At 56.6% G+C, this 20,259-nt stretch carries 19 protein-coding genes and 1 tRNA gene; 7 read left to right on the top strand and 13 right to left on the bottom strand.

Going from position 1 to position 20,259, the window contains the following annotated elements; genetic code table 11:
- Nucleotides 1-4: 4 nt before the first annotated feature.
- Entirely contained in the window at nucleotides 5-1,660 is a 1,656-nt protein-coding gene (gene argS, locus BMZ40_RS05920; RefSeq protein WP_092373189.1) for an arginine--tRNA ligase, read from the bottom strand.
- Nucleotides 1,661-1,672: 12 nt separating this feature from the next.
- The gene (locus BMZ40_RS05915; RefSeq protein ID WP_092373188.1) at nucleotides 1,673-2,596 is read right to left on the bottom strand and encodes an ACP S-malonyltransferase; all 924 of its coding nucleotides are present in this window, start codon (nucleotides 2,594-2,596) and stop codon (nucleotides 1,673-1,675) included.
- Between the two features lie 159 nt (nucleotides 2,597-2,755).
- Between BMZ40_RS05915 and rsmG the strand changes: the two genes are divergently transcribed.
- Entirely contained in the window at nucleotides 2,756-3,400 is a 645-nt protein-coding gene (gene rsmG / locus BMZ40_RS05910) for a 16S rRNA (guanine(527)-N(7))-methyltransferase RsmG (protein WP_092373187.1), read from the top strand.
- Here rsmG and BMZ40_RS05905 read toward each other — a convergent pair.
- Nucleotides 3,371-3,580, bottom strand: coding sequence for a hypothetical protein (locus BMZ40_RS05905; RefSeq protein ID WP_092191288.1), 210 nt, complete (start codon nucleotides 3,578-3,580; stop codon nucleotides 3,371-3,373). The two genes, rsmG and BMZ40_RS05905, sit on opposite strands and share 30 nt — an antisense overlap.
- 139 nt (nucleotides 3,581-3,719) lie before the next feature.
- On the opposite strand from BMZ40_RS05905, the gene BMZ40_RS05900 reads away from it, so the two are divergent.
- A tRNA-Leu gene (locus BMZ40_RS05900) sits at nucleotides 3,720-3,805 on the top strand.
- A gap of 142 nt (nucleotides 3,806-3,947) precedes the next feature.
- On the opposite strand, the gene BMZ40_RS05895 is transcribed toward BMZ40_RS05900, so the two are convergent.
- Nucleotides 3,948-4,523 carry a DUF6680 family protein gene (locus BMZ40_RS05895; RefSeq protein WP_092373186.1) on the bottom strand — a complete coding sequence of 192 codons (576 nt, stop codon included), beginning with the start codon at nucleotides 4,521-4,523 and terminating at the stop codon, nucleotides 3,948-3,950.
- Between the two features lie 68 nt (nucleotides 4,524-4,591).
- Between BMZ40_RS05895 and BMZ40_RS20150 the strand changes: the two genes are divergently transcribed.
- Both BMZ40_RS20150 and ltrA read left to right on the top strand, forming a co-directional pair.
- Nucleotides 4,592-4,795, top strand: a complete 204-nt coding sequence (locus BMZ40_RS20150) for an Acb2/Tad1 domain-containing protein (RefSeq protein ID WP_143075554.1) — start codon at nucleotides 4,592-4,594, stop codon at nucleotides 4,793-4,795.
- A gap of 720 nt (nucleotides 4,796-5,515) precedes the next feature.
- Nucleotides 5,516-6,772, top strand: coding sequence for a group II intron reverse transcriptase/maturase (gene ltrA, locus BMZ40_RS05885; protein WP_245751041.1), 1,257 nt, complete (start codon nucleotides 5,516-5,518; stop codon nucleotides 6,770-6,772).
- A 166-nt stretch (nucleotides 6,773-6,938) separates the two neighbouring features.
- Here the strand turns inward: ltrA and hsdR are convergent, their stop codons facing one another.
- The 6 genes from hsdR to BMZ40_RS05860 form a co-directional block, all read right to left on the bottom strand.
- Complete coding sequence (gene hsdR, locus BMZ40_RS05880; RefSeq protein WP_092373183.1) at nucleotides 6,939-9,383, bottom strand: EcoAI/FtnUII family type I restriction enzme subunit R; 2,445 nt, start codon at nucleotides 9,381-9,383, stop codon at nucleotides 6,939-6,941.
- 58 nt (nucleotides 9,384-9,441) lie between these two features.
- Nucleotides 9,442-9,783, bottom strand: coding sequence for a hypothetical protein (locus BMZ40_RS19135; protein WP_143075553.1), 342 nt, complete (start codon nucleotides 9,781-9,783; stop codon nucleotides 9,442-9,444).
- Between the two features lie 180 nt (nucleotides 9,784-9,963).
- The gene (locus BMZ40_RS05875; RefSeq protein WP_092373182.1) at nucleotides 9,964-11,760 is read right to left on the bottom strand and encodes a GmrSD restriction endonuclease domain-containing protein; all 1,797 of its coding nucleotides are present in this window, start codon (nucleotides 11,758-11,760) and stop codon (nucleotides 9,964-9,966) included.
- A gap of 26 nt (nucleotides 11,761-11,786) precedes the next feature.
- Nucleotides 11,787-13,010, bottom strand: a complete 1,224-nt coding sequence (locus tag BMZ40_RS05870) for a restriction endonuclease subunit S (RefSeq protein ID WP_092373181.1) — start codon at nucleotides 13,008-13,010, stop codon at nucleotides 11,787-11,789.
- A gap of 111 nt (nucleotides 13,011-13,121) precedes the next feature.
- Nucleotides 13,122-13,814 carry a four helix bundle suffix domain-containing protein gene (locus BMZ40_RS05865; protein ID WP_245751040.1) on the bottom strand — a complete coding sequence of 231 codons (693 nt, stop codon included), beginning with the start codon at nucleotides 13,812-13,814 and terminating at the stop codon, nucleotides 13,122-13,124.
- The gene (locus BMZ40_RS05860; protein WP_092373364.1) at nucleotides 13,811-15,265 is read right to left on the bottom strand and encodes a class I SAM-dependent DNA methyltransferase; all 1,455 of its coding nucleotides are present in this window, start codon (nucleotides 15,263-15,265) and stop codon (nucleotides 13,811-13,813) included. Before BMZ40_RS05860 ends, BMZ40_RS05865 begins: the two co-directional genes overlap by 4 nt.
- A gap of 615 nt (nucleotides 15,266-15,880) precedes the next feature.
- Between BMZ40_RS05860 and BMZ40_RS05855 the strand changes: the two genes are divergently transcribed.
- The gene (locus BMZ40_RS05855; protein WP_092373180.1) at nucleotides 15,881-16,237 is read left to right on the top strand and encodes a helix-turn-helix transcriptional regulator; all 357 of its coding nucleotides are present in this window, start codon (nucleotides 15,881-15,883) and stop codon (nucleotides 16,235-16,237) included.
- 240 nt (nucleotides 16,238-16,477) lie between these two features.
- On the opposite strand, the gene BMZ40_RS19505 is transcribed toward BMZ40_RS05855, so the two are convergent.
- Nucleotides 16,478-16,633, bottom strand: a complete 156-nt coding sequence (locus tag BMZ40_RS19505; RefSeq protein WP_177193040.1) for a helix-turn-helix domain-containing transcriptional regulator — start codon at nucleotides 16,631-16,633, stop codon at nucleotides 16,478-16,480.
- A gap of 21 nt (nucleotides 16,634-16,654) precedes the next feature.
- Nucleotides 16,655-17,317: a class I SAM-dependent methyltransferase gene (locus tag BMZ40_RS05850; RefSeq protein WP_092373179.1), complete on the bottom strand. Its 663-nt coding sequence runs from the start codon at nucleotides 17,315-17,317 to the stop codon at nucleotides 16,655-16,657.
- A gap of 147 nt (nucleotides 17,318-17,464) precedes the next feature.
- On the opposite strand from BMZ40_RS05850, the gene BMZ40_RS05845 reads away from it, so the two are divergent.
- Together BMZ40_RS05845 and BMZ40_RS05840 are read left to right on the top strand one after the other, a co-directional pair.
- Entirely contained in the window at nucleotides 17,465-18,922 is a 1,458-nt protein-coding gene (locus BMZ40_RS05845; protein WP_092373178.1) for an NfeD family protein, read from the top strand.
- A gap of 13 nt (nucleotides 18,923-18,935) precedes the next feature.
- A complete protein-coding gene (locus BMZ40_RS05840; RefSeq protein ID WP_092373177.1) occupies nucleotides 18,936-19,694 on the top strand; it encodes a slipin family protein in 759 nt (252 codons plus the stop codon).
- Nucleotides 19,695-19,901: 207 nt separating this feature from the next.
- On the opposite strand, the gene BMZ40_RS05830 is transcribed toward BMZ40_RS05840, so the two are convergent.
- The gene (locus tag BMZ40_RS05830; protein WP_092373175.1) at nucleotides 19,902-20,141 is read right to left on the bottom strand and encodes a hypothetical protein; all 240 of its coding nucleotides are present in this window, start codon (nucleotides 20,139-20,141) and stop codon (nucleotides 19,902-19,904) included.
- Between the last annotated feature and the right edge of the window lie 118 nt (nucleotides 20,142-20,259).

The raw sequence follows: 20,259 nt of genomic DNA, 5'->3' as shown, positions 1-20,259 counted from the left end.
CGGGCTACATGCGCTCGGGCGCGCTTACTCCAAGCAGATCAAGACCGGCCTTGAGCACTCCGGCCACGGCCCGGAAGAGAAGGATGCGGGCCTGCAAGAGTGCATGGTCATCTCCGGACAGAATGTGATGCACAGTGTAATAGCGGTGCAGCAGCCCTGCAAGTTCCATCAAGTAATAGCTGACATGATGCGGCGAGAGGGTTCGGGCCGCAAGTTCGAGGGTGTCCTCGAAGGCGTCGAGGGCCTTGAACAGCGCCTTGTCCTCGGGCGTGGTCAAGAGGGCCATGAGCGCGCCGGACGGCTCGGGCAGGGCCACGCCCTGTTCCTCGGCCTTGCGCATGAGCGAGCTGATGCGGGCATGGGCGTACTGGACGTAGTAGACCGGGTTGTCCATGGACTGCTGCTTGACCACGTCCAGGTCGAAGTCCAGGTGCGAATCGCTCTTGCGCGACAGGAAGATGAAACGCGCTGCATCCACGCCCACCTCGGCGCAGACATCGGCCAAGGTCTCGAACTTGCCGGCGCGGGTTGACATGGCGATCTGTTCGCCGCCCTGGATCAGGTTCACAAGCTGCACCAGGATGACCTGAAGGGATTCGCGGTCCTTGCCGAGAGCCTCGATGGCCGCCTTCATGCGCGGCACGTAGCCGTGATGGTCCGCGCCCCAGATGTCGACCATCATGTCGAAGCCGCGCGCGATCTTGTTGTCGTGGTAGGCGATGTCGGAGGCGAAATAGGTCAAAAGGCCGTCGGACTTTCTGAGGACGCGGTCCTTGTCATCGCCGTGATCGGTGGATCTGAACCACAGGGCGCCGTCTTTTTCATAGGCCCGGCCCTCGGCCAGAAGACGATTCAGCGATGCCTCGACCTGGCCGCCGTCTACCAGGCTCTTTTCCGAGAACCAGTGCTGATGTTCGACGCGAAAATCGATGAGGTCCTGCTTGATGCCGTTCAGGATGTCCGTCATGCCGCGCTCATAGCAGAGGTCCAGCGCTTCTTCCTCGGGCAGGTCCAGGAGGGCCTTGCCGCGTTCGGCCAGCAACGCGTTCGAGATGTCCCTAATGTAATCGCCCCGGTAGCAATCTTCGGGGAAGGGGATCTCGATGCCGCAGGCCTGCTGGTAGCGCACCCACACGGCCAGACCCAACAGGCGCATCTGGCGGCCGGCATCATTGAGATAGTACTCGGTCTCGACCTCATGTCCGGTGAAGCGCAGGATGCGGGTCAGGCTGTCGCCCACGGCCGCGCCGCGTCCGTGCCCGATATGCAGCGGGCCGGTGGGGTTGGCGGACACGTATTCGACCTGCACCTTGCGACCCTGGCCGATATTGATCCGTCCGAAATCTTCGTTGCCTTCGAGCGCCGCCAGCGCCACTTCCTGCCAGAAGACGGGCTTGAAGGTGAAATTGATGAAGCCCGGCCCGGCGATCTCGATGTCCTCGATCTCGGGGCACATGGCCAGCAGCTCCGCTTTGAGCTCTTCGGCCGCGGCGCGGGGATTCTGCCCCTTCTCCCGGGGCATGACCATGGCGATGTTGGTGGCCATGTCGCCGTGCTGCTCGCTCTTGGGGGCTTCGATGGTGGTCTTGGCAGGCAGGGCTGCGCCCTTGGCGGCCATGAGTGCGGTCAATTTTTCAAGAATATAGTTTTTGGCTTTCATGCCAGAATCTCCTCAAAGGCTAGCGGCTTGTTCAAGAGTGCTGATGGACAGGGTTTCGACCCCGTCCCGGTCTTTAAGTATCTGCGAAACCATGCGCGACAGGGCGCCCTTGGGACCCAGCTCCACAAAGGAGCGCATGCCGTCGGCATACTGGTTCTCGATGGTCTGGGTCCAGTGCACGGAAGAGGTCATCTGGCGCTTCACGGTTTCTTTCAGGACCCGCGCGTCCGCTTCGGGTCTGGCCGTGACGTTCAGATAGACCGGGATTTTCGGGTCGTGCCAATCCAGCCTGTCCATGAATTTGGCCAGTTCGTCTCCGGCTTCGCTCATGTACGGGGAGTGGAAGGCGTTGCTGACCGGCAGCACCAGGGCCCGGCCCTTGTGGGGCTTGGCGTTCGCGCAGACATGGTCCACGGCCTGGGCGTGTCCGCTGATCACGAACTGGCCCGGGGTGTTGTAGTTGGCGATGCGGATTTCCTGTCCGGTCAGGCTGGCGGCTGCCGCGACCAGTTCCTCGACCACGGCCTGCTTGAGCTTCAGGATGGCGGCCATGCGTCCGTCCTGGTTCGTGGCCTCGTCCATGAGCTTGCCACGCAGGCAGACCAGTTCCAGAATCTCGTCGACGGACAGGACCCGGGCCGCGAACAGGGCCGCGAATTCACCCAGGCTGTGCCCGGCGACTCCGGCGGGGCTCAGCTTTTCGGCCAGAAAACACCACAGGTTCATGTTGACAACAGTCAGGGCGGGTTGCAGATTCCGCGTCACCGCCATGGCGTTTTCGTCGCCGTCCCAATATATTTCGCGCAGCGGCAGGCCGCTCAGGCGTTCGGCTTTTTTCCACAAGTCCATGGCCTCGGACCAGTGTTCCGCCAGATCCCGGCCCATTCCAGGCTCTTGCGAGCCCTGTCCGGGAAAAATGATGCTCTGTGTACTCATTGTTCCTCCAATCAAAAACTGAGCTGCTTGTATCCGCAGCCCCCACGCAGGTAAAGGGAAAATCCCCCGGGGCCGCGCCTTCCGGGCAGTGTCCCTTGAAGCGGCTCCTGAAAAGTGCCGCCTCGCGCACCCCATCCCTGCCGTGTACAAGGAATGCATATGAATTCTCATCCCGAAGCCCGTGAAGTCGCCGCCAGGGCCAAAGGCCTGGGGCGGGTCCTGACCGATGACCAGGCTCGCCTTTTGAGCGTCTATCTTGGCCTGCTCGTCAAGTGGAACGCCCGCATGAACCTGGTCGGCCCCTCGACCTGGACCGAGATCCTGGACACCCTGATCCAGGACTCCTGGCATCTGGCCGATCTGCTGTACACTTTGGGGACCCAGCCCACCCAGACCTTGGATCTGGGAGCGGGAGCAGGTCTGCCGGGCATCCCGCTGCGCGTCTTCTGGCAGTCGGGCGAATATTATCTGGTGGAGCCACGGCAAAAACGCGCCATCTTCATGGAACAGGCCGTTGCACACATGAAACTGCCGCTGACCAAGGTCATTTGCGCCCGCATGGAGGCCCTGCCCCCGGCGCGGCGCGCGGCGGATCTCATTGTCAGTCGGGCCTTCATGCCATGGCGGAAACTCCTCGCCGAGGTCAAAAGCTGCCTTGCCCCGCAGGGACGGGTGCTGGTGATGAGCAACGAGTCGTCCACCGACACGGTGGAAGGCTACAGCCTGGAGCTGGTTCGGGAGTATCCGGTGGCCGGGAAGAAACGTTATTTCCGGCTATTCGCCCTTGGGGGGCATGACTTCTGAGAGATGGGGCATGAGCAGGCGCGTCGCAACCTTGTCGACCTCCTCGGCCAGGTCCATGAAGCGTTCGAGGTATTCAAGAATCTCGATCTTGCGATCCTCGGCGGAATAGCCGTAATCCTCCTCCAGTTGGCCGGAGGTCAGGTATTCTTCGAATTCGTTCAGGAATTTTTCACTTAGCATTGGGGCATCCTTGGGCTTGCGAGGTTCAACCGGCCTTACCTGCCACAAGAGCCCCGCATGGTCAAAGCTCGCGGACATGGATTTTTATCAAGAATCCGGTTGACTTTGAACATCGGCTTCAATAAGAACGACTCCTCACGCCGGAGTGGTGGAATGGTAGACGCAGAGGACTCAAAATCCTCCGGGGGCAACCCCTTGCGAGTTCGAGTCTCGCCTCCGGTACCATAAGACCTTGAAATTACCCGATAAATTATCCAACAAGGAAAGTTTATCGGGTTTTTCTTTTGTATCAGAACGATACGAAAACAGCATTTTTCCAGTAAATCCCAGCCAAAGCCCATAAAGTCCACTGCGTTTGATTAAAAACTTAGTCAGATAAGGTTTCTTTTTGAGTGTCGTTTGTTTCAGGTGGATGCAGATTTGAAATCCAAACAGGAAATAATGGCGTGTCAAATGAAAAAATTCGAGTTAGCCCTTTTCTGATCATAGAAAGGTCTGCATCGACTTGACTTAAATATTCAGGATAGTAATGGCCCTTGTTTATAATGACTCTGTCAAACTTATAGCCAAGACATTTAGCCATTTTCGAAAGAAGGTCTAAGTGTAGTCTTTCCCTTTCTGGTGCTGTTATTTCTGTTCTTTCACCAAAATTATTAATATCGCTGAAATGATCGTGCAATTCTTTCCACGCTTCATACACGTCTCTCTCTTCATTTTTTTCTTGAGAAAATTCAAAATGGATCATGTTAAGCGCTTCAACGTGCTGCTTTCCAAGTATTTGATGTCTAGTAGCCATTAGCTGACGAAAGATGTTTATTTTTCTTTCTCTTTCTTGATTTGATTTATTAATTCTGTCTGCTATGTATAAAGCGACAAGCGGTGAAGCAATAATTGCAGCAACATTAGAGCATATACTAATTATCTGCCAAAATGAGTTATCCACTTCCGCTCTCCTATAATTTATTGTAAAATAAAATTAAGCAGCAAATAAGCTGCCATAAACATAATTATATGGAAGACAAAAATCCATTTGTTTATGTGAAGCCGACTGATTTGTCGGTGGAGCAAATAACAATCGTAAGGGACAAATGCAAGGAGCTTAACGACATTCTGCTTTCACTTAATCCAAGTCGTGAGCGCTCTCTGGCAATTACCAAGCTTGAGGAAGTTTCAATGTGGGCTAATAAAAGCATTGTTTTTAACCAAGTCAATTAAAGACAAATCCCAGTCATATCCCAGCGAACTTTGAAAACTAACTATAAAACTAAATGGTTATGATCAAAATTCGTGTAGGCTCAAAATCCTCCGGGGGCAACCCCTTGCGAGTTCGAGTCTCGCCTCCGTACCAGGAATGACAAAGGTCCGCGAATTTAAAGATTCGTGGACCTTTTTTATTGTGCGCCCGGCAGGGCGCACTCACTTGGAGGTGAAAGTCCTCTACGCACCCGACAGGGGGAAGCGTTAGCCGGACGGCAAGGGTGTCCACCGCGAGGTGGAATCTGAAGGAAGCCGCAGGCAAAACCCTGGCTCGACGAACAGAAATCGCATGTGAGGCGGTCGCGTCGGATGAGAAGGCAATTATCTTCAAAGTCCAGTACCTGTACGGAAGGCGCGGACGTAAATGCGGCGGGCATAAGGGGGAAGGTGGGTGTGCATTACCCGGGGAGATCTGGGCGTTTGCCATGTGCTACCGGCGTCGAGAGGCGCGGGGATGAGCGCCCAGAAGTCAGCAGAGGTCATAGTAGGTCCCTCGACCGGACTGAAGGACCAAACATGTAACATGGGGCAGGAGCCGGAATTTCGATGACCAGCAGTAGCGCAGAAGGGCAGAGACATTCTGCCGCCATGACCGAGGGTAGGGGACGGAATCCCCGAGAGCAGGTGCGTGGTGCGTATGGGGTCACGGGAAGGATGGGGCTCTCCTGGCCGAAGGCTATGGACGTGATGGAAGCGGTGGTCGAACGCGAGAACATGCGCACGGCGGCCAAGCGCGTGCGCAGCAACAAGGGTGTCCCCGGCGTCGACGGCATGCGTGTCGAGGATGTTTGGGGGTATTACGGTCCTCATATCGAGAAGTCACTTCTGGACGGGAGCTACGAACCGCAACCGGTCCTGGGGGTCGAGATCCCCAAGCCTGGAGGCGGTACCCGGCAACTGGGCATCCCTACGGCCATGGACCGTCTGGTCCAACAGGCGCTGCACCAGGTGCTCACGCCGATCTTCAATCCCGGCTTCTCCGATTCAAGCTACGGGTTCCGTCCCGGTAGAAGCGCGCATCAGGCCGTGCTGAGGGCACGGGAGCATGTCGCCGCCGGCAAACGATTCGTGGTGGACATGGATCTGGAGAAGTTCTTCGACCGGGTGAACCATGATGTGCTTATGGCACGTGTGAGGCGCAAGGTCGGGGACAAGCGGGTGCTTGGCCTTATCCGCCGGTTCCTGCAAGCGGGGCTGATGACGGGCGGAATGTGTAGCCAGCGATCGGAAGGAACTCCGCAAGGGGGTCCCCTTTCTCCGCTCCTGTCGAACATCCTGCTGGACGATCTGGACAAGGAACTCGAACGCCGAGGTCATGCGTTCTGCCGGTACGCGGATGACTGCAACATCTATGTGCGCACCCGCCGCTCGGGGGAGCGCGTCATGGCCTCGGTCAGTCGGTATCTGCAAACCCGACTGAAGCTTCAGGTGAACGCCGCCAAGAGCGCGGTGGACCGGCCCTGGAACCGAAAGTTCCTTGGGTACAGCATGACGTTTCACAAACAACCACGGCTGAAAGTGGCTCCTGCGGTGGTCGCCCGGTTGAAAGACTCGGTACGCGAAGAATGCCGCAAGGGGCGCGGTCGATCCCTGCAAAAGGTGATTGACTTACTCTCGCTGAAGCTGCGTGGCTGGGTGAACTACTTCAAGCTGGCCGAAGTGAAGAACGTGTTCGAGGAACTTGATGGGTGGGTACGACGTCGTCTGCGTTTGATCCTTTGGCGTCAGTGGAAGAGGTCATATACACGGGCCGGGAAACTGATGCAGAGGGGGCTGAGCGAAGAACGGTCGTGGAAGTCCGCCACCAACGGGCATGGACCGTGGTGGAACTCGGGGGCCTCGCACATGAACGAGGCCTTACCCAGGAAGTACTTCGACAAATTAGGACTCGTGTCACTGCTTGATCACTACCGTAAACTTCAATGTGTTACATGAACCGCCGTGTACGGAACCGTACGCACGGTGGTGTGGGAGGACGGCGGGGGTGACCCCGCCTCCTACCCGATTCATCTGGAACGTCACTTTCTCCAAATTCCTCAAGACGTCATTCAGGACCAAGAATTCACATCACAAAGCACGCTTAAGCCGGATGCGTCTCTTTTCAGGCGCTCAGTCCGGTTTGATACAAGTACCTCTGAAACCCGACAAAGATTTTGTTGATCTCTTCCGCCTTGCCCAGATCGGCCATGGCATCCTTCAGCGAGTTCCCGTAGCGCAGTCGCAAGAGAGGGGTCAGCTTTGTCTGGTCCAGTTCTTCCACGCCGACATTCACGTAGTGGCCCAGGACAAAGTCCAGGAAGGCCTGCTGTTTGCTGTTGAAATACTGCTGGATACTGATCCTGGCCCTGGCCGCTCTTTCTTCTCGGGTCAGGGGTACATCGGCGTAGGCTACATGAGCCAGCACGTCGAAAATGTCGCTTTTTTCTGCGTCGATGATCTTTTGCATTTCAGCTAACTGTTCCCTGCCAAAGCCTTTTTCCGCCAGACCGTCCAAGAGCCTGCGACGGGTATACGGAACGCTCCAGATGCTGCGCAGTTCGTCTTCGTCCTGGAAGAATTCCGGCAATCTTCCGAACAGCGCTTCCATGAACTGCGCGGCGGACATTGGCGTTCCATCCGGATGCCAGAAGCTTGTGGCCACCATGTGTTGGATGGTGCGTTCCTTGCCGTCGGATAGTTTAATCTTGGCCCTTTTGACGCATTGGCAGGGATTGTACCCGCATTTGGGGCATGGCTGCTTGGGACATACGCATGGCTGTTGGCCGCATTCCGGACAGAGCGGCTTGGGGCAGACGCATGGTTGCTCGCCGCATATCAGACACGGGGCCGGGGGCTCCTTGATGCAGACACATGGGTATTTGCCGCAGACATCACACGCTTCCGGTTCTACGGGTTCGCCGTCCCATTCCTTATCGTTGAAGTGGTGATGGGCCTCCACGAAATCGTAAATCGTAAAATATTCCTTGCCGTCGTACAGGCGCGTGCCGCGTCCGATGATCTGCTTGAACTCGATCATGGAATTGATGGGCCGCATGAGCACGATGTTACGGATGTTGCGGGCATCCACGCCGGTGGACAATTTTTGCGATGTGGTCAGAACCGTGGGAATGGTCTTTTCGTTGTCCTGAAAGGCTCGCAGATGCTGTTCACCAAGCATCCCGTCATCGGCCGTGACGCGTTGGCAATAGTTTGGGTCCCCGTAGGATTTGAGCTGGTTGACCAGATCACGCACAGCCCGGGCGTGATCCTGGTTCGCGCAAAAAACCAGAGTCTTCTCACGCTGGTCAATGAGGGCCATGAATATTTCGACCCGTTTCTTCTCCCGCGCCCTGATTTCGATGATGCGGTTGAAATCCGCCTCACCGTAAATCTTTCCGTCTTCGATTTCGCCTTCGATCAGCATGTCGTCGGACGTGTAGACATATTCGTCCAAAGTGGTGGCGATCTGTTTGACGCGGAACGGCGTAAGGAATCCGTCGTTGATGCCGTCTTTCAGCGAATAGATGAAGACCGGATCTCCGAAATAGGCGTAGGTGTCGGCGTTGACGTCCCTCTTGGGAGTAGCCGTCAAGCCAAGTTGCACGGCCGGGGCGAAGTATTCCAGGATGCCGCGCCATCTGCTTTCGTCCTTGGCGCCGCCGCGATGACATTCGTCGATGACGATGAAATCGAAGAAATCGGGAGGATAATCCCCAAAATAGGGGCTCAGCTCTCCGTCTGTAGGCGGCCCGCACATGAAGGTCTGGAAGATGGTGAAGAAGATGCTGCCGTTCTTGGGCACCTTGCCTTTCTTTCTGATCTCATCCGGCGCGATGCGCACCAAGGCGTCTTCGGCAAAGGCGGAAAAGGCGTTGTAGGCCTGATCCGCCAGAATGTTGCGGTCGGCCAGAAACAGGATGCGCGGTCTTCGGCTCGGTTTTTCATCCCGCCGCCAATCCTGCAAATTCCAGCGGCTGTGGAAGAGCTTCCAGACGATCTGAAAGGCGATGAAGGTTTTGCCAGTGCCTGTGGCCAGCGTCAGCAAGATGCGGTCCCGCCCGTCGGCCATGGCGGTCAGAACCCGCTCAACGGCGATGTCCTGATAATACCGACCCTGAAAATACCCGCTCCGGTCCTCGAAGGGCACGGCCTTAAAGCGGTCCCGCCAGAGGTTTTGTACGGCAAAGGTCCGCCCCCAGAGCTCTTCAGGCGTGGGATAGGCGGATATTTCTGCTTCGCTGCCCGACTCCATGTCTACGGCATAGATGCCCTGTCCGTTGGTGGAATACGTGAAACGGACGGCCAGCTTACCGGCGTAGTCCTTGGCTTGGGCCAGCCCTTCGGTCAGTGGTTTGTCCCAAGCCTTGGCCTCCACGATGGCCAGCTTGGTATTGCGATACTCCAGAACGTAATCGGCCGTGAGAGCCCTTGCCCGCCGCCCCGCACCCTGGATTCGGCCCAATGTGATGGGATACTCGGGTCGGATGCGACTGCCTTCGACCACACCCCAGCCGGCGGCCTTGAGGGCCGGGTCGATGTGCAGGAGGCGGGTTTCGGCTTCGTTCATTTGGGTCTCGCTAGTGTGCTGATTTTACCCACTTAGGATGCTGATAATGCTAGTCGATTTATTGGCGAAAGAGGGGTAACTTACTTGCTTTTAATGCTGTGTAGATCAAATATACACCATACAATGCTATGGGTATTCCTATAACCAGTGCACTTGTAGCAATGCCGATTATAATTAATAGTATTCCAATCCCAATCTTTCCTTGTGAAGATTTTTCAAATACAAAAGGATCATTTTGATTGCCTGTGAGTCTTTTTCGCGAAAATCCTCTCCATACGAGATAAATACCTATTGGGATGACTGGTATACCGATTCCAACTCCTGCTGTAGCCACTCCAACGCCGCCAATAAATAGTCCAAAAATAATGAATCCTATTCCTATGTACGAATCTTTTTCCATGAAAATTTCCTTAAAATAGTATTATTTCAGCGAAACATATATCGAGTACCTAGGGATTTAATGCGTAGTGATTGTCGATTATCTCCGGGTCATCGCTGTCTCTCTTGAACTCCATCAAGGTCAATTCGTCGGTCTGAGCGCGAAGCTCCTCGATCAAGGCAATGTCTCTGTACTAAATCATCACAACACCTCGAACCAGTCTTTCATTTTCAAGGCCATCAACTTGCGCCGTTCTTCGAGAAAATCACTGTATTCCGTGATTGCGCCTGTGAGCAGGCCGTCCGGAATGCAGTTCATGCGCAGATTTGCATGCAGATCGTCCTTGTCCGTGATGCCTCCGTATTTCTTCGTGCCGCCCTGGACCTGGTCGACCAGTTCCGTAAAATAGACGGCAGGGGCCTTGGCGCCGATCGCGATGTTGATCTCGCTCTGGGCGATCACGAAGTTGGCGATCTGGTTGTAACTCCCGCGCGACAATCCTGCATCCTTGAGGTGTTTTTTGGGAAATACGTGATGTACGTCGGCCCGGTTCAGAAGCAGGTCCGCCACAGTGATGTCACGGGACAGAAAGCCCCGGTCGCCAAGTTTGATCTGCGCAGCCTGATAGCAGCGAAAATAGGGGCTGATGCTTGAGGACGTATCAAGGAACTGCGGCAGCATGCCTGTCCAGAAACTGTCCGGCAGTTCGTTGGGAACCACCGCATCCGCATACGCAACGACACCTCTGTTATCGATCTGACGGATATCGAAGTCGATGGTCGATTCCGGGGCGCTGCTGTATCGCTTGCTCAACATGGACATGACGAACCAGCGGCGCACCAGGCGTTCAAGATCGTCGGCGGGCACTTTCTCCGAGCGGCCGCGCAGATAGAGGATATAGGCGAAATTGACGGCGTTCTGACTGCCGATCAGGTTGCTGACGATGAATCCCGCCGACCGCAGGATCATGACGATGCGGTCGAAGTGGGTCTTGTTGATGAAGGCGTGAATGCCGTTCTTGAGCTTTGCGAACGACTCTTCCGCAATGGCTTCCTCGTACTGCTTGGTCTCGAAATTACGCCCCGAGAGAAGCGCCACGAGGTCCTGCAGTTTCCCGCGTCCGAATTCCGAGGTGAAGGCAACGCGCAGCATATCGGTGTAGTTCGGATCATAGATGTCGTCATTGACGTCGGCGACCCACTTCATCTTGTCGAAGAATTCGGATTCAACGAAGGATTTGTCGCCCTTCTTGATCTTGGGAAGAAACTCAGGGGCCACGGCGAGATGGCAAAAATAGTCGATGGCCTTGCGCAGCATGTTGCCGCCGTAGGTCTCATTCACCGCGATCTTGGACATGGCAAAGTCGGCCTGGGAGAGTGGGGCGCCGGCCGAGTTCACGCGGATGAAGATTTCGGTCACAGTCTCGATATCCAGATCTTCCGCCAACTCGATGATGCCCACATGGTTGTGAATGATGCCACGCAGCTTTTCGATCACCTTGTAGACGTCGTCTTTGGAGACATCGGGATTGACCGCACAATAGGCCTCGACCATCTGGAAAATGCTGGCGCTCGCGGCAAAGACTTGCGCCACATCCGGCAGCCAGACCGAGTTTTTGCGTATGGCCGGGTTGGTGACCTCGAAGGTTTCATTTTGCGGATTGAAGGCGATCTGGATCTGCCGCGTCTCGTAGTCGTCCGTCAGCACTTCATGGCCTAGAAGGGACGCCATGAGAGCCGTGACGCGCTGCTGGCCGTCAATGAGGATGCGCTTGCCAACGGAGATGGAACCGTCCTTCAGTTTGACCTTGGGATTGCGCCAAGCGATCAGATAGCCCACCGGATAGCCCTGATACAAGGAGTCAAGCAGGTTGCGGACCTTGGTCGCTTCCCAGACAAAGGGACGCTGAATTTCTGGGATGGCGATCTCGCCGGTTTTGACCCAGATCAGGAGCGTTTCGATTGGATGAGGGGTTACTGAGTAGCGTTGGGTGGCCATTGTTTCGTTGCTCCGAAGTGTGGTTGTCAGAGTTGGCCGCTGAAGGCTTGATGCAGCAGGGATTGCTTCAGTTCGCCAAGGGCAGTAAGTTTTTGCTCGTAGATTCGGGCGAGGCGTCCGGTTTCGTCGGCAAGGCGATTCAATGAATTTAAAATGCTCTTTTGTGTTGGCAGAGTCGGTACACAGATTGGGAGTGTCTGAACCGCCTCTTTGTTCAGTTTTTTCATTGTCGGATTTGCTCCATGTGCCCGTGAAGTAATTTCTGATCGCAGTTTCGCTGTGCGTAACTGATAAAAAAGGAACTCTGTCATTATTTCTTCTGGATTTGGATTCATTCGCATGATTAGGTCTGGGTATATCGTTGGTTGCTCAATGCCAGAAGCGATCGCGACATGTCCAACGAGTTCTGGCGTATTGCTTCGAGTAATCAGGAAATCACCATTATTAACCCAGTAATGTCGATGATTGTCAGTGGGGGCAGAAGTGTATTTTATTTTTTCAGGCCGGAATTGAAAGCCCGTGACAGATGAGAGAGTCAACACAGGAGTGCCTGTGTCTGAATGATTGGCGGCAGGGGGGGACCATCCGTTTCGGGGTTGCGTATTGAGGATTTTTTCAAGAGTTGTCTCCTCCCACCCCGCTTCCCTCTGACTAAAGACAGCATCGAGATGGCTTTCAAAGAGGGCGCGGGCGTTTTGGAGGTTCTTTTCGGCGTTGGTTTTGGCGGTGGCGAGGTCCGCAAAGGCGTCGTCAAGGATGGCGACGATCCGTTGCTGTTCGGGGAGCGGAGGGATGCAAAGTTTGATCGTCTTCAAACGTTCTAGTGCCAGTTTGGGTTGTGCAGCAGTTCGGGTGTTTGCTCCCGCCTGATCAGCGAAGTCGGAGCTTTTTGTAAAGTAGTACAGGAAGTCCCTGCTCGTTCCAGGATGAAGAACGAGCTTGCATGCATTCTCAGTCAGATTCGCTCCATCCAACTCGTCAGGAACATAGCCTGTCTTTCCGATTGTTCCCGCAATGCTCAGGTAGAGATCCTTTGAGGATATTGTGTAGCGTTTGATCTGCTCAAATACTTCTTGGCTGACATATCGCAGTCTTGACGTGTCGATTGTGCCATCGTCAGTGAAGTCCGACACCGTAATATATGGATGATCTGTTGGCTCAGTCTGTAATTTGTAGCCTTTGGGAACACGCTTCCCTCCCTTTACATCGGCGATTTCACCAAGTGTTTTTGTTTGCCACCCCTTGGTCATAGCACCGCCTTGAAATTCCCCAGAACTTCCGCACTTACCACAGAACGACAGCTGGAAAGAATGGGAGGTCTGGGAAGTATGGAAAATATAGGGTTGAGCTGTTTCATTGGGTCATTTCTTGTGTTGCTGGTTGCGGTGGGCGAGTCTAGCTTGAAACATCCGCTCGCGGAGGCCGCCTTGCTCCAGGAAATCCTTTTCCAGCCGGCAAAGTTGCTGGTCAAGCAGGTAGTTTGCCTGATGAATCAGGCAAATGGCAATGTTGGCAATGACTTTGGGCGGGCGGGTCTCTACAAATTCGCGGTAAAGTTCAAAGGTGTGCGGGACCTTGCGGCCGAGGCGGCGTACGAACTGCGCTTCTTTGGAGTCCTTGTCCCAAATGGCGTGGTCACGCACGCGGAGGTAGTCGCGATAGTCGGCGAGCAGCTCTTCGAGGCTGGCCCGTCCGACATTGGTAAGTTTGATCTCGGATTCCTTTGAGGTCAGCCCGGCCTTGCTGCCTTCAAGGATGTTCTGCTTGCCGGAGCGCGCGGACTGAATCATCTGGTCCACGGTGCGGTCGCCTCGGCTGAGGTGCTTGTGGGCGAAGCGGAACGTGATGTCGTAGATGACCTCGGCTTTCTGAAAAGAGAGGAGTGTCTGGTAATCGCCGCGTGGGGGGATGATGGGCCGGGTGTTGGGCCACGGTGGCTCAGAATGGGAGATATGGGAATTATGGGAGCCAGGGGCTTTACAGTTCCCGGTTTTTTCATGCTTTTCATCCATCACATTCATCCCATGTTTCCCATTCTTTTGATCGGCACTCATAGCAGCTTCCGAATTTTGCCCAGCACTTCCGCACTCTCAGCATCCAGCGCCGCGATTTCGTCCATGAGCTCCTGCGGGCTGCGGTACTTTTTTTCCTCGCCGTTGTTCGGATTCTTGACTGAGAGGTCAACGCTTGCATGGCCAATCTGGGAAACGTCCACGCTCCAACTTTTGGGCGAGTCGGCCCTGCTTTTCTGCAGTTCTACGAACTCGACCAGGTCGGCATCGTTCAAAGCCGTAGTTTTGCCCATGCTGCGACCTGGGTTGAGCTGGTAGAACCAAATTTTGCGTGTGGGGCGACCTTTCTTAAAAAAGAGCACCACTGTCTTTACTCCCGCACCTTGAAACGTGCCTCCAGGACAATCGAGCACCGTATGCAGGTCACAGCTTTCCAGCAGGAGTTTGCGCAACGACACCGAGGCATTGTCCGAGTTGGACAGAAACGTGTTCTTGATGACCACGGCCGCCCGGCCTCCGGCTTTGAGCATCTTGATGAAATGCTGCAGGAAGAGGAAGGCCGTCTCGCCCGTGCGGATGGGAAAGTTCTGCTGGACTTCCTTGCGCTCCTTGCCACCGAAGGGCGGGTTGGCCAGGATCACGTCGAAACGGTCTTTATCCTGAATGTCGGCCAGGTTCTCGCTCAGGGTGTTGGTATGGATGATGCTGGGGGCCTCGATGCCATGCAGGATCATGTTCATGATGGCGATGACGTAGGCGAGGGACTTCTTTTCCTTGCCGTAGAAGGTGCGTTCCTGAAGAGTTTTGAGATCGTCCGTGGTCAGGTCCGGCTTGGCCGAGAGATAGGCGTAGGATTCGCACAAAAAGCCTGCCGAACCGCATGCGCCGTCATAGATACGCTCGCCGATCTTTGGCTGCGTGACCTGGATCATGGCCCGGATGAGCGGACGCGGCGTGTAGTATTCCCCGCCGTTGCGGCCCGCGTTGCCCATGCGTTTGATCTTCTCTTCGTATAGGGCCGAGAGTTCGTGCTTTTCGTTCTGGGAGCCGAAACGCAGTTCGTCCACATGGTCGATGATGTCGCGCAGGGTGTAGCCGCTGCGGATCTTGTTTTTGATCTCGCCGAAAATCTCGCCGATCTTGTATTCGATGGTGTCCGGCCCGGTGGCCCGCTGCTTGAAACCGTGCAGGTAGAGGAAGAGCTTGCGGTCCACGAAATCGACCAAATCATCCCCAGTCATGGCCTTGTTGTGGTCCAGTTTGCCGCCCCCGTTCTTGGGCGCGGCCCACGCCTCCCAGCGATAGGACTCGTCGAGGATGAACGAATACTCCCGCCCTTCCAGGGCCGCTTCCGTGGCCTTGTCCTGTTCCAGCGCGTCGAGGTATTTGAGAAAAAGGAGCCAGGATGTCTGCTCCGTGTAATCGAGCTCCGTCGTGCAGCCGCTCTCTTTCCAGAGTGCGTCGTCGATATTTTTGAATGCTTGTTCGAACATGATGTCCCAAAATGAAGAGGTGCAGCAAGTCAGCCCGCACAGGTTGAAAAAAGGCCGGCCAGGCAGGAAATCCACGGGTGTTTTTAGAGCATAACTCCTGTATGACACAAGATATATTTGTCACATGAAAGGTTGAAGTCGGGCACATTGATCCGAGATACGGCGATGGCGAGAAAAGAGGACGGGAGAAGACAGAATTTGCATTCAGCGCCATTGAACAGGCGACGAACAATTTCCATCGTGAGGTGACTCCTATAGCGGTCTTGGGGCAACCGTGGTCAAAATGGAAAAGCCCGAAGTTGGAGAATATATCGATTATCGAGACTTGGAGGCCACTGTTTTGGGCTTAAAGAAAGTTATCTGCCACGCCCGAGGCCGCCAATGGGGAGTGCTGCCCATGGTATGCAGGACCGTTTCAGGGTAAGGGCTGGCATCAAGCCTGGAAGGCGCGAAGATGGACGAGAAGGCGAAGACTAGGACGAGGACGGCGCAGGCCTTTTTTCCAGGGGGATGGTGTGCGGTTTTGACAGGGTATCGCAGGGGCGCCATCCGATGGACACAAAGGCCATTGCGAAAAGGATGATGCGGGGCGCAAGTCCGGAACTGAGGTGACATATGCTGGAACGCACGAGAAAGCCCCATACTGACAACGTGACCCTTTGCGCCACCGGTCCGGCCAGCAGGCTGGCGGACGTGGAGAAGGCGCTGAGCGGCCTTGGCTTCTCGATCCAGGAGGCAGAGGACGCCATCCCATGGCGGGAAGTTTTCAATACTCCGGAATCCGAAATGCCCGCATCCATGCTGCGGGGCGCACGCTACCGCGAGGACATGACCCAGGAAGAGCTTGCCAAGGCCGCTGGCATCCCCCGGCGCCATATCTCCGAGATGGAGAACAGCAAGCGCCCCATCGGCAAGCAGAACGCCCGCAAGCTGGCCGAAGTCCTGAAGGTTGATTACCGGGTGTTTCTGTAGAGGCAAGGTGGATTGATCAGCGTTTGATTCTGGCCATGATGGCCGGGTGAAATAGAAGCGGCCCGGACAGGTGTAACGAACATCAGACCGGCCCTAAGCACAACAACCTGCATGGCAGGATGCCATGGCTAAGCGCGAAGAACAGGCCAAAGGCGTGGCTTGCAGGGCTATTTCGTTTGAGGAAAGGACCGAAACCGTGCTTGCCGTCTGGCCGGTTGATTCAAACTCATCCATGCAAAATCATGCATTGTGCCCATAATGCTTGTCCGTCGGGACCAGGGGGATGCGCATGCCCATGGCTTCGGCCACGTCCATCAGCGTTTTGAGGTTTGGATTTTCTTTGCTGGACAGGCTCTTGTACAGCGTCTTTTCGTGGCGCCCGGTCGCTCTGGCCACTTGCGGCATGCCGCCAAATGCTCAGGCCAAACGCCTGTACACCGCGAAAAAATGCGGGACGGGTGGGTCCTGGTGGTCGTCGTAGGCCAGGAAATGCGTCTCGGTCAGGCCCTCGCGTACGAAGCCGTCGATTTCGTGGCGGTCCAGGGCGATGGGGAAGGTTTGCGAGTGGTCATCGCTCGCGCGACTGCGGCATGAGACGATGACCTCGCCGTCGGGTGCGACCAGTTCGGCGATGGCGCTCAGCGCCCTGAGCCGGTTGGCCCCCGTGAGGATCTGGATGGTGTTGCACTCGTAGACAAGGTCGAAGCCGCGCAGCCACGAAGCGGGCAGGTCGAACAGGTCGGCCACGACGTATTCAACGGGGCTGTCCGGGTAGCGCTTGCGGCACATGTCGATGGCCGAAGGGGAGATGTCGAAGCCCACGACCGAGTAGCCGCGCTCCCGCAGCGCCTCCGCGTCGTCGCCCAGCCCGCAACCGACGACCACGGCCCGCCTGCCTGCCGGAGTGGGATGCGCGTCGACCCAGTCGAGGAGCAGGGGATTGGGCTCCAGGTCGGCCCAGTACACTCGGCTGATGTCACCACCTGCCCGGTCATAGAACTCCTCGAACCATCCATCGGGGTCGCCCTTGGCGGCGTAGGTTTCGGCCAGGCGGATTGTCTCGGTTTTCGGGTTGCCCATGCTGCTCCTCATTATGATTGTCGTGTGCCCTGAATTCGTTAGTTCAAAATGTCTGAATCTCAAAGTGCCGCGTGACCGGCTCCGCAGGCGTACGGAAAAAATACCTTCAGCCTTGAATCCAAGTCGAAATGGCCTTATCGGTAAAGCATGCGCAATTACATACACTCCAATCTCTTGCGTTCAGGCGCCGTGCTGGCGGCGATTCTTCTTGTCGCGCTGGTCGGTTCTGTTCTGACGCCGTGGGCGGACACGGGGCAAAAAAAAGCCTATGTCCTGACCATCGACGACGCCATCGGACCCGCCACCCGCGATCACATCGTGCGCAACATAACCCGTGCGGAGCGGGACGGCGCGGAGGTGATTGTGGTGCGTCTCAACACTCCCGGCGGTCTCGACGCTTCCATGCGCGACATCATCCGCAAGATCCTGGCCTCCGAGGTGCCGGTGGCGACCTGGGTCGCGCCGTCAGGGTCCCGTGCGGCCAGCGCCGGAACGTACATCATGTACGCCAGTCACATCGCGGCCATGGCCCCGGCCACCAACCTCGGTTCGGCCACGCCGGTTCAGATCGGGGGCGGTGATTCCGACAAGTCCCCATCGGCCTGGGAGCGTGCCCGGGATGCCTTGAGCAAGAACGCGGACAAGGACGGCGCAGAGGGCGCCAACGCGACGGAGGAGCCCGAGAATCTGCCGGACGACGCCATGGGCCGCAAGGTCGTCAATGACGCCGTGGCCTACATCAAGGGGCTGGCCGAACGGCATGGACGCAATGCCGGGTGGGCCGAGCGCGCGGTGCGCGAGGCCGTCAGCCTGACCTCGTCCGAGGCGCTGGAGCAGAACGTCATCGATTTGATAGCCACGGACCTGCCCGAACTTCTTGAGGCCATGAATGGGCGCGAGGTGCGCATGGCAGACGGCTCGCGAACCCTTGATACGGCTGGCCTGACAGTGGTCGAGATCGAGACGGACTGGCGCACCGAGCTGCTGGCCATCATCACCAACCCGACCCTGGCCTACATGCTGCTGATGGTCGGCATCTACGGTCTCATCCTCGAAGGCTACAATCCGGGCGCCATGGTGCCCGGCGTCATCGGAGGCATCTGTCTTCTGCTGGCCCTGTATGCCTTCCAGATCCTGCCCGTGAATTATGCCGGGCTGGCGCTCATTCTGCTTGGCCTTGCGCTGATAGGAGTGGAGCTTTTCGTTCCGGCCTTCGGCATCCTCGGGATAGGCGGTATTGTCGCCGTGGTGGCCGGTTCGGTCATTCTCTTCGAGGGCGACATGCCCGAGTTCCGCATCAATACGGCTGTCATCGCCGGCATGGGCGCCGGTTCGGCCCTGGTCTTCGGCGGCATCGTCTGGGTGGCGGCGCGCACCTTGCGCAAGCCGCGCCTGAGCAGCCGCGATGCCATGGTGGGCCTTGAGGCCGAAGCCATCCAGGATTTTACCGATGGATCCGGACGGGTGCATCTACGTGGCGAGGACTGGTCGGCCAGGTCAAGTCACCCGATTCGCCAAGGCGACAAGGTGCGCATCATGGCCATGGAGGACGAGGGGCTCGTTCTTTCCGTCATCCCGGCGCCAACCGGCAACGGCAACCAATGAAAAGGAGAACCGCATGAATCCCTACTTGCTGCAATTCGTGACCTTCAGCGTCATCCTGCTGGTCGTCCTGCTTTACTATACCATCAAGATCCTGCGCGAATACGAACGCGGAGTCGTCTTCACCCTGGGCCGGTTCGACAAGGTCAAGGGACCGGGCATGATCATCCTCATCCCCTTCGTGCAGCAGATGGTCAGGGTGGATCTGCGCACCGTGGTCATGGATGTCCCGACCCAGGACGTCATCTCCCACGACAACGTCTCCGTGCGGGTCAACGCCGTGGTCTATTACCGGGTCATCGATCCGGAAAAGGCCATCATCGCGGTCGAGCACTTCATGGACGCCACCAGCCAACTGGCCCAGACCACCTTGCGCTCGGTGCTTGGAAAACATGAACTCGACGAGATTCTGGCCGAACGCGACAAGCTCAACGAAGACATTCAGAAGATTCTCGACCGCCAGACCGACGGCTGGGGGATCAAGGTCTCCAACGTGGAGATCAAGCATGTCGATCTCGACGAATCCATGATCCGGGCCATCGCCAAGCAGGCCGAGGCGGAACGGCAGCGGCGCGCCAAGGTCATTCACGCCGAAGGCGAGCAGCAAGCCGCGCAGAAGCTGGTGGAGGCAGCGGAAAAGCTTTCCGAAAGCCCAAGCGCGATCCAGCTCAGATACCTCCAGACTCTGGGGGAAATTGCCGGAGAGAAGAATTCCACCATCGTCTTCCCGGTGCCCATCGACACGCTCAAGTCCTTGTTTGGCGGAAAGTCCTAGCTCTCCTCCGGTCAGACCTTCCGTCCCGAGGACGCGGGCGCGAGGAAGCGCGAAGACGGCTCGCTATCGAACATGAAAAGGCCCTGCGATGATCCGTAGTTGATCATCGCAGGGCCTTCTATTCTGGCCTCTTTCCGGCGGCAGGCGTTCAGGTCCGCTTCAAACAGGGGCGGGCCGGGAAATCCAGGCTCCGCCTCGGTCATTGTCTTAACGCACCTTGAATTGCCCCACCAGCATCTTGAGCTGCTCCGACAGATGGGCCAGTTCCAGGGCCCTTTCCTGGACGAGCTCTCCGCCCTGGCGCAGTTCGCTGGTGACATTGTCCACATTGGTGATGTCCTGCGCGATGTCGGACGATGCGCTGGACATCTGGGCGATGAGCGAATTGGCGTCCTGAACGCCGGTCGTGGTCTGGGCGATGTTGGTGGCCACTTCATCCGTATACACTTGTAACTCAAACCACGATTTCGGAGCATTTGTCGGTAAAATGCCGCGATCGAGGCCGCTGCTGGCCTGCGTTTTCATGCATGGTTTTTGCTAGAACTGACAATTTGGTTCGCAATGC

Origin of the sequence: Desulfomicrobium apsheronum, from assembly GCF_900114115.1 — a bacterium.
In the GTDB taxonomy this organism is placed as follows: domain Bacteria; phylum Desulfobacterota; class Desulfovibrionia; order Desulfovibrionales; family Desulfomicrobiaceae; genus Desulfomicrobium; species Desulfomicrobium apsheronum.
The sequence above is the reverse complement of the archived record's forward strand: the minus strand, read 5'-3'. Positions and strand labels throughout refer to the sequence as shown.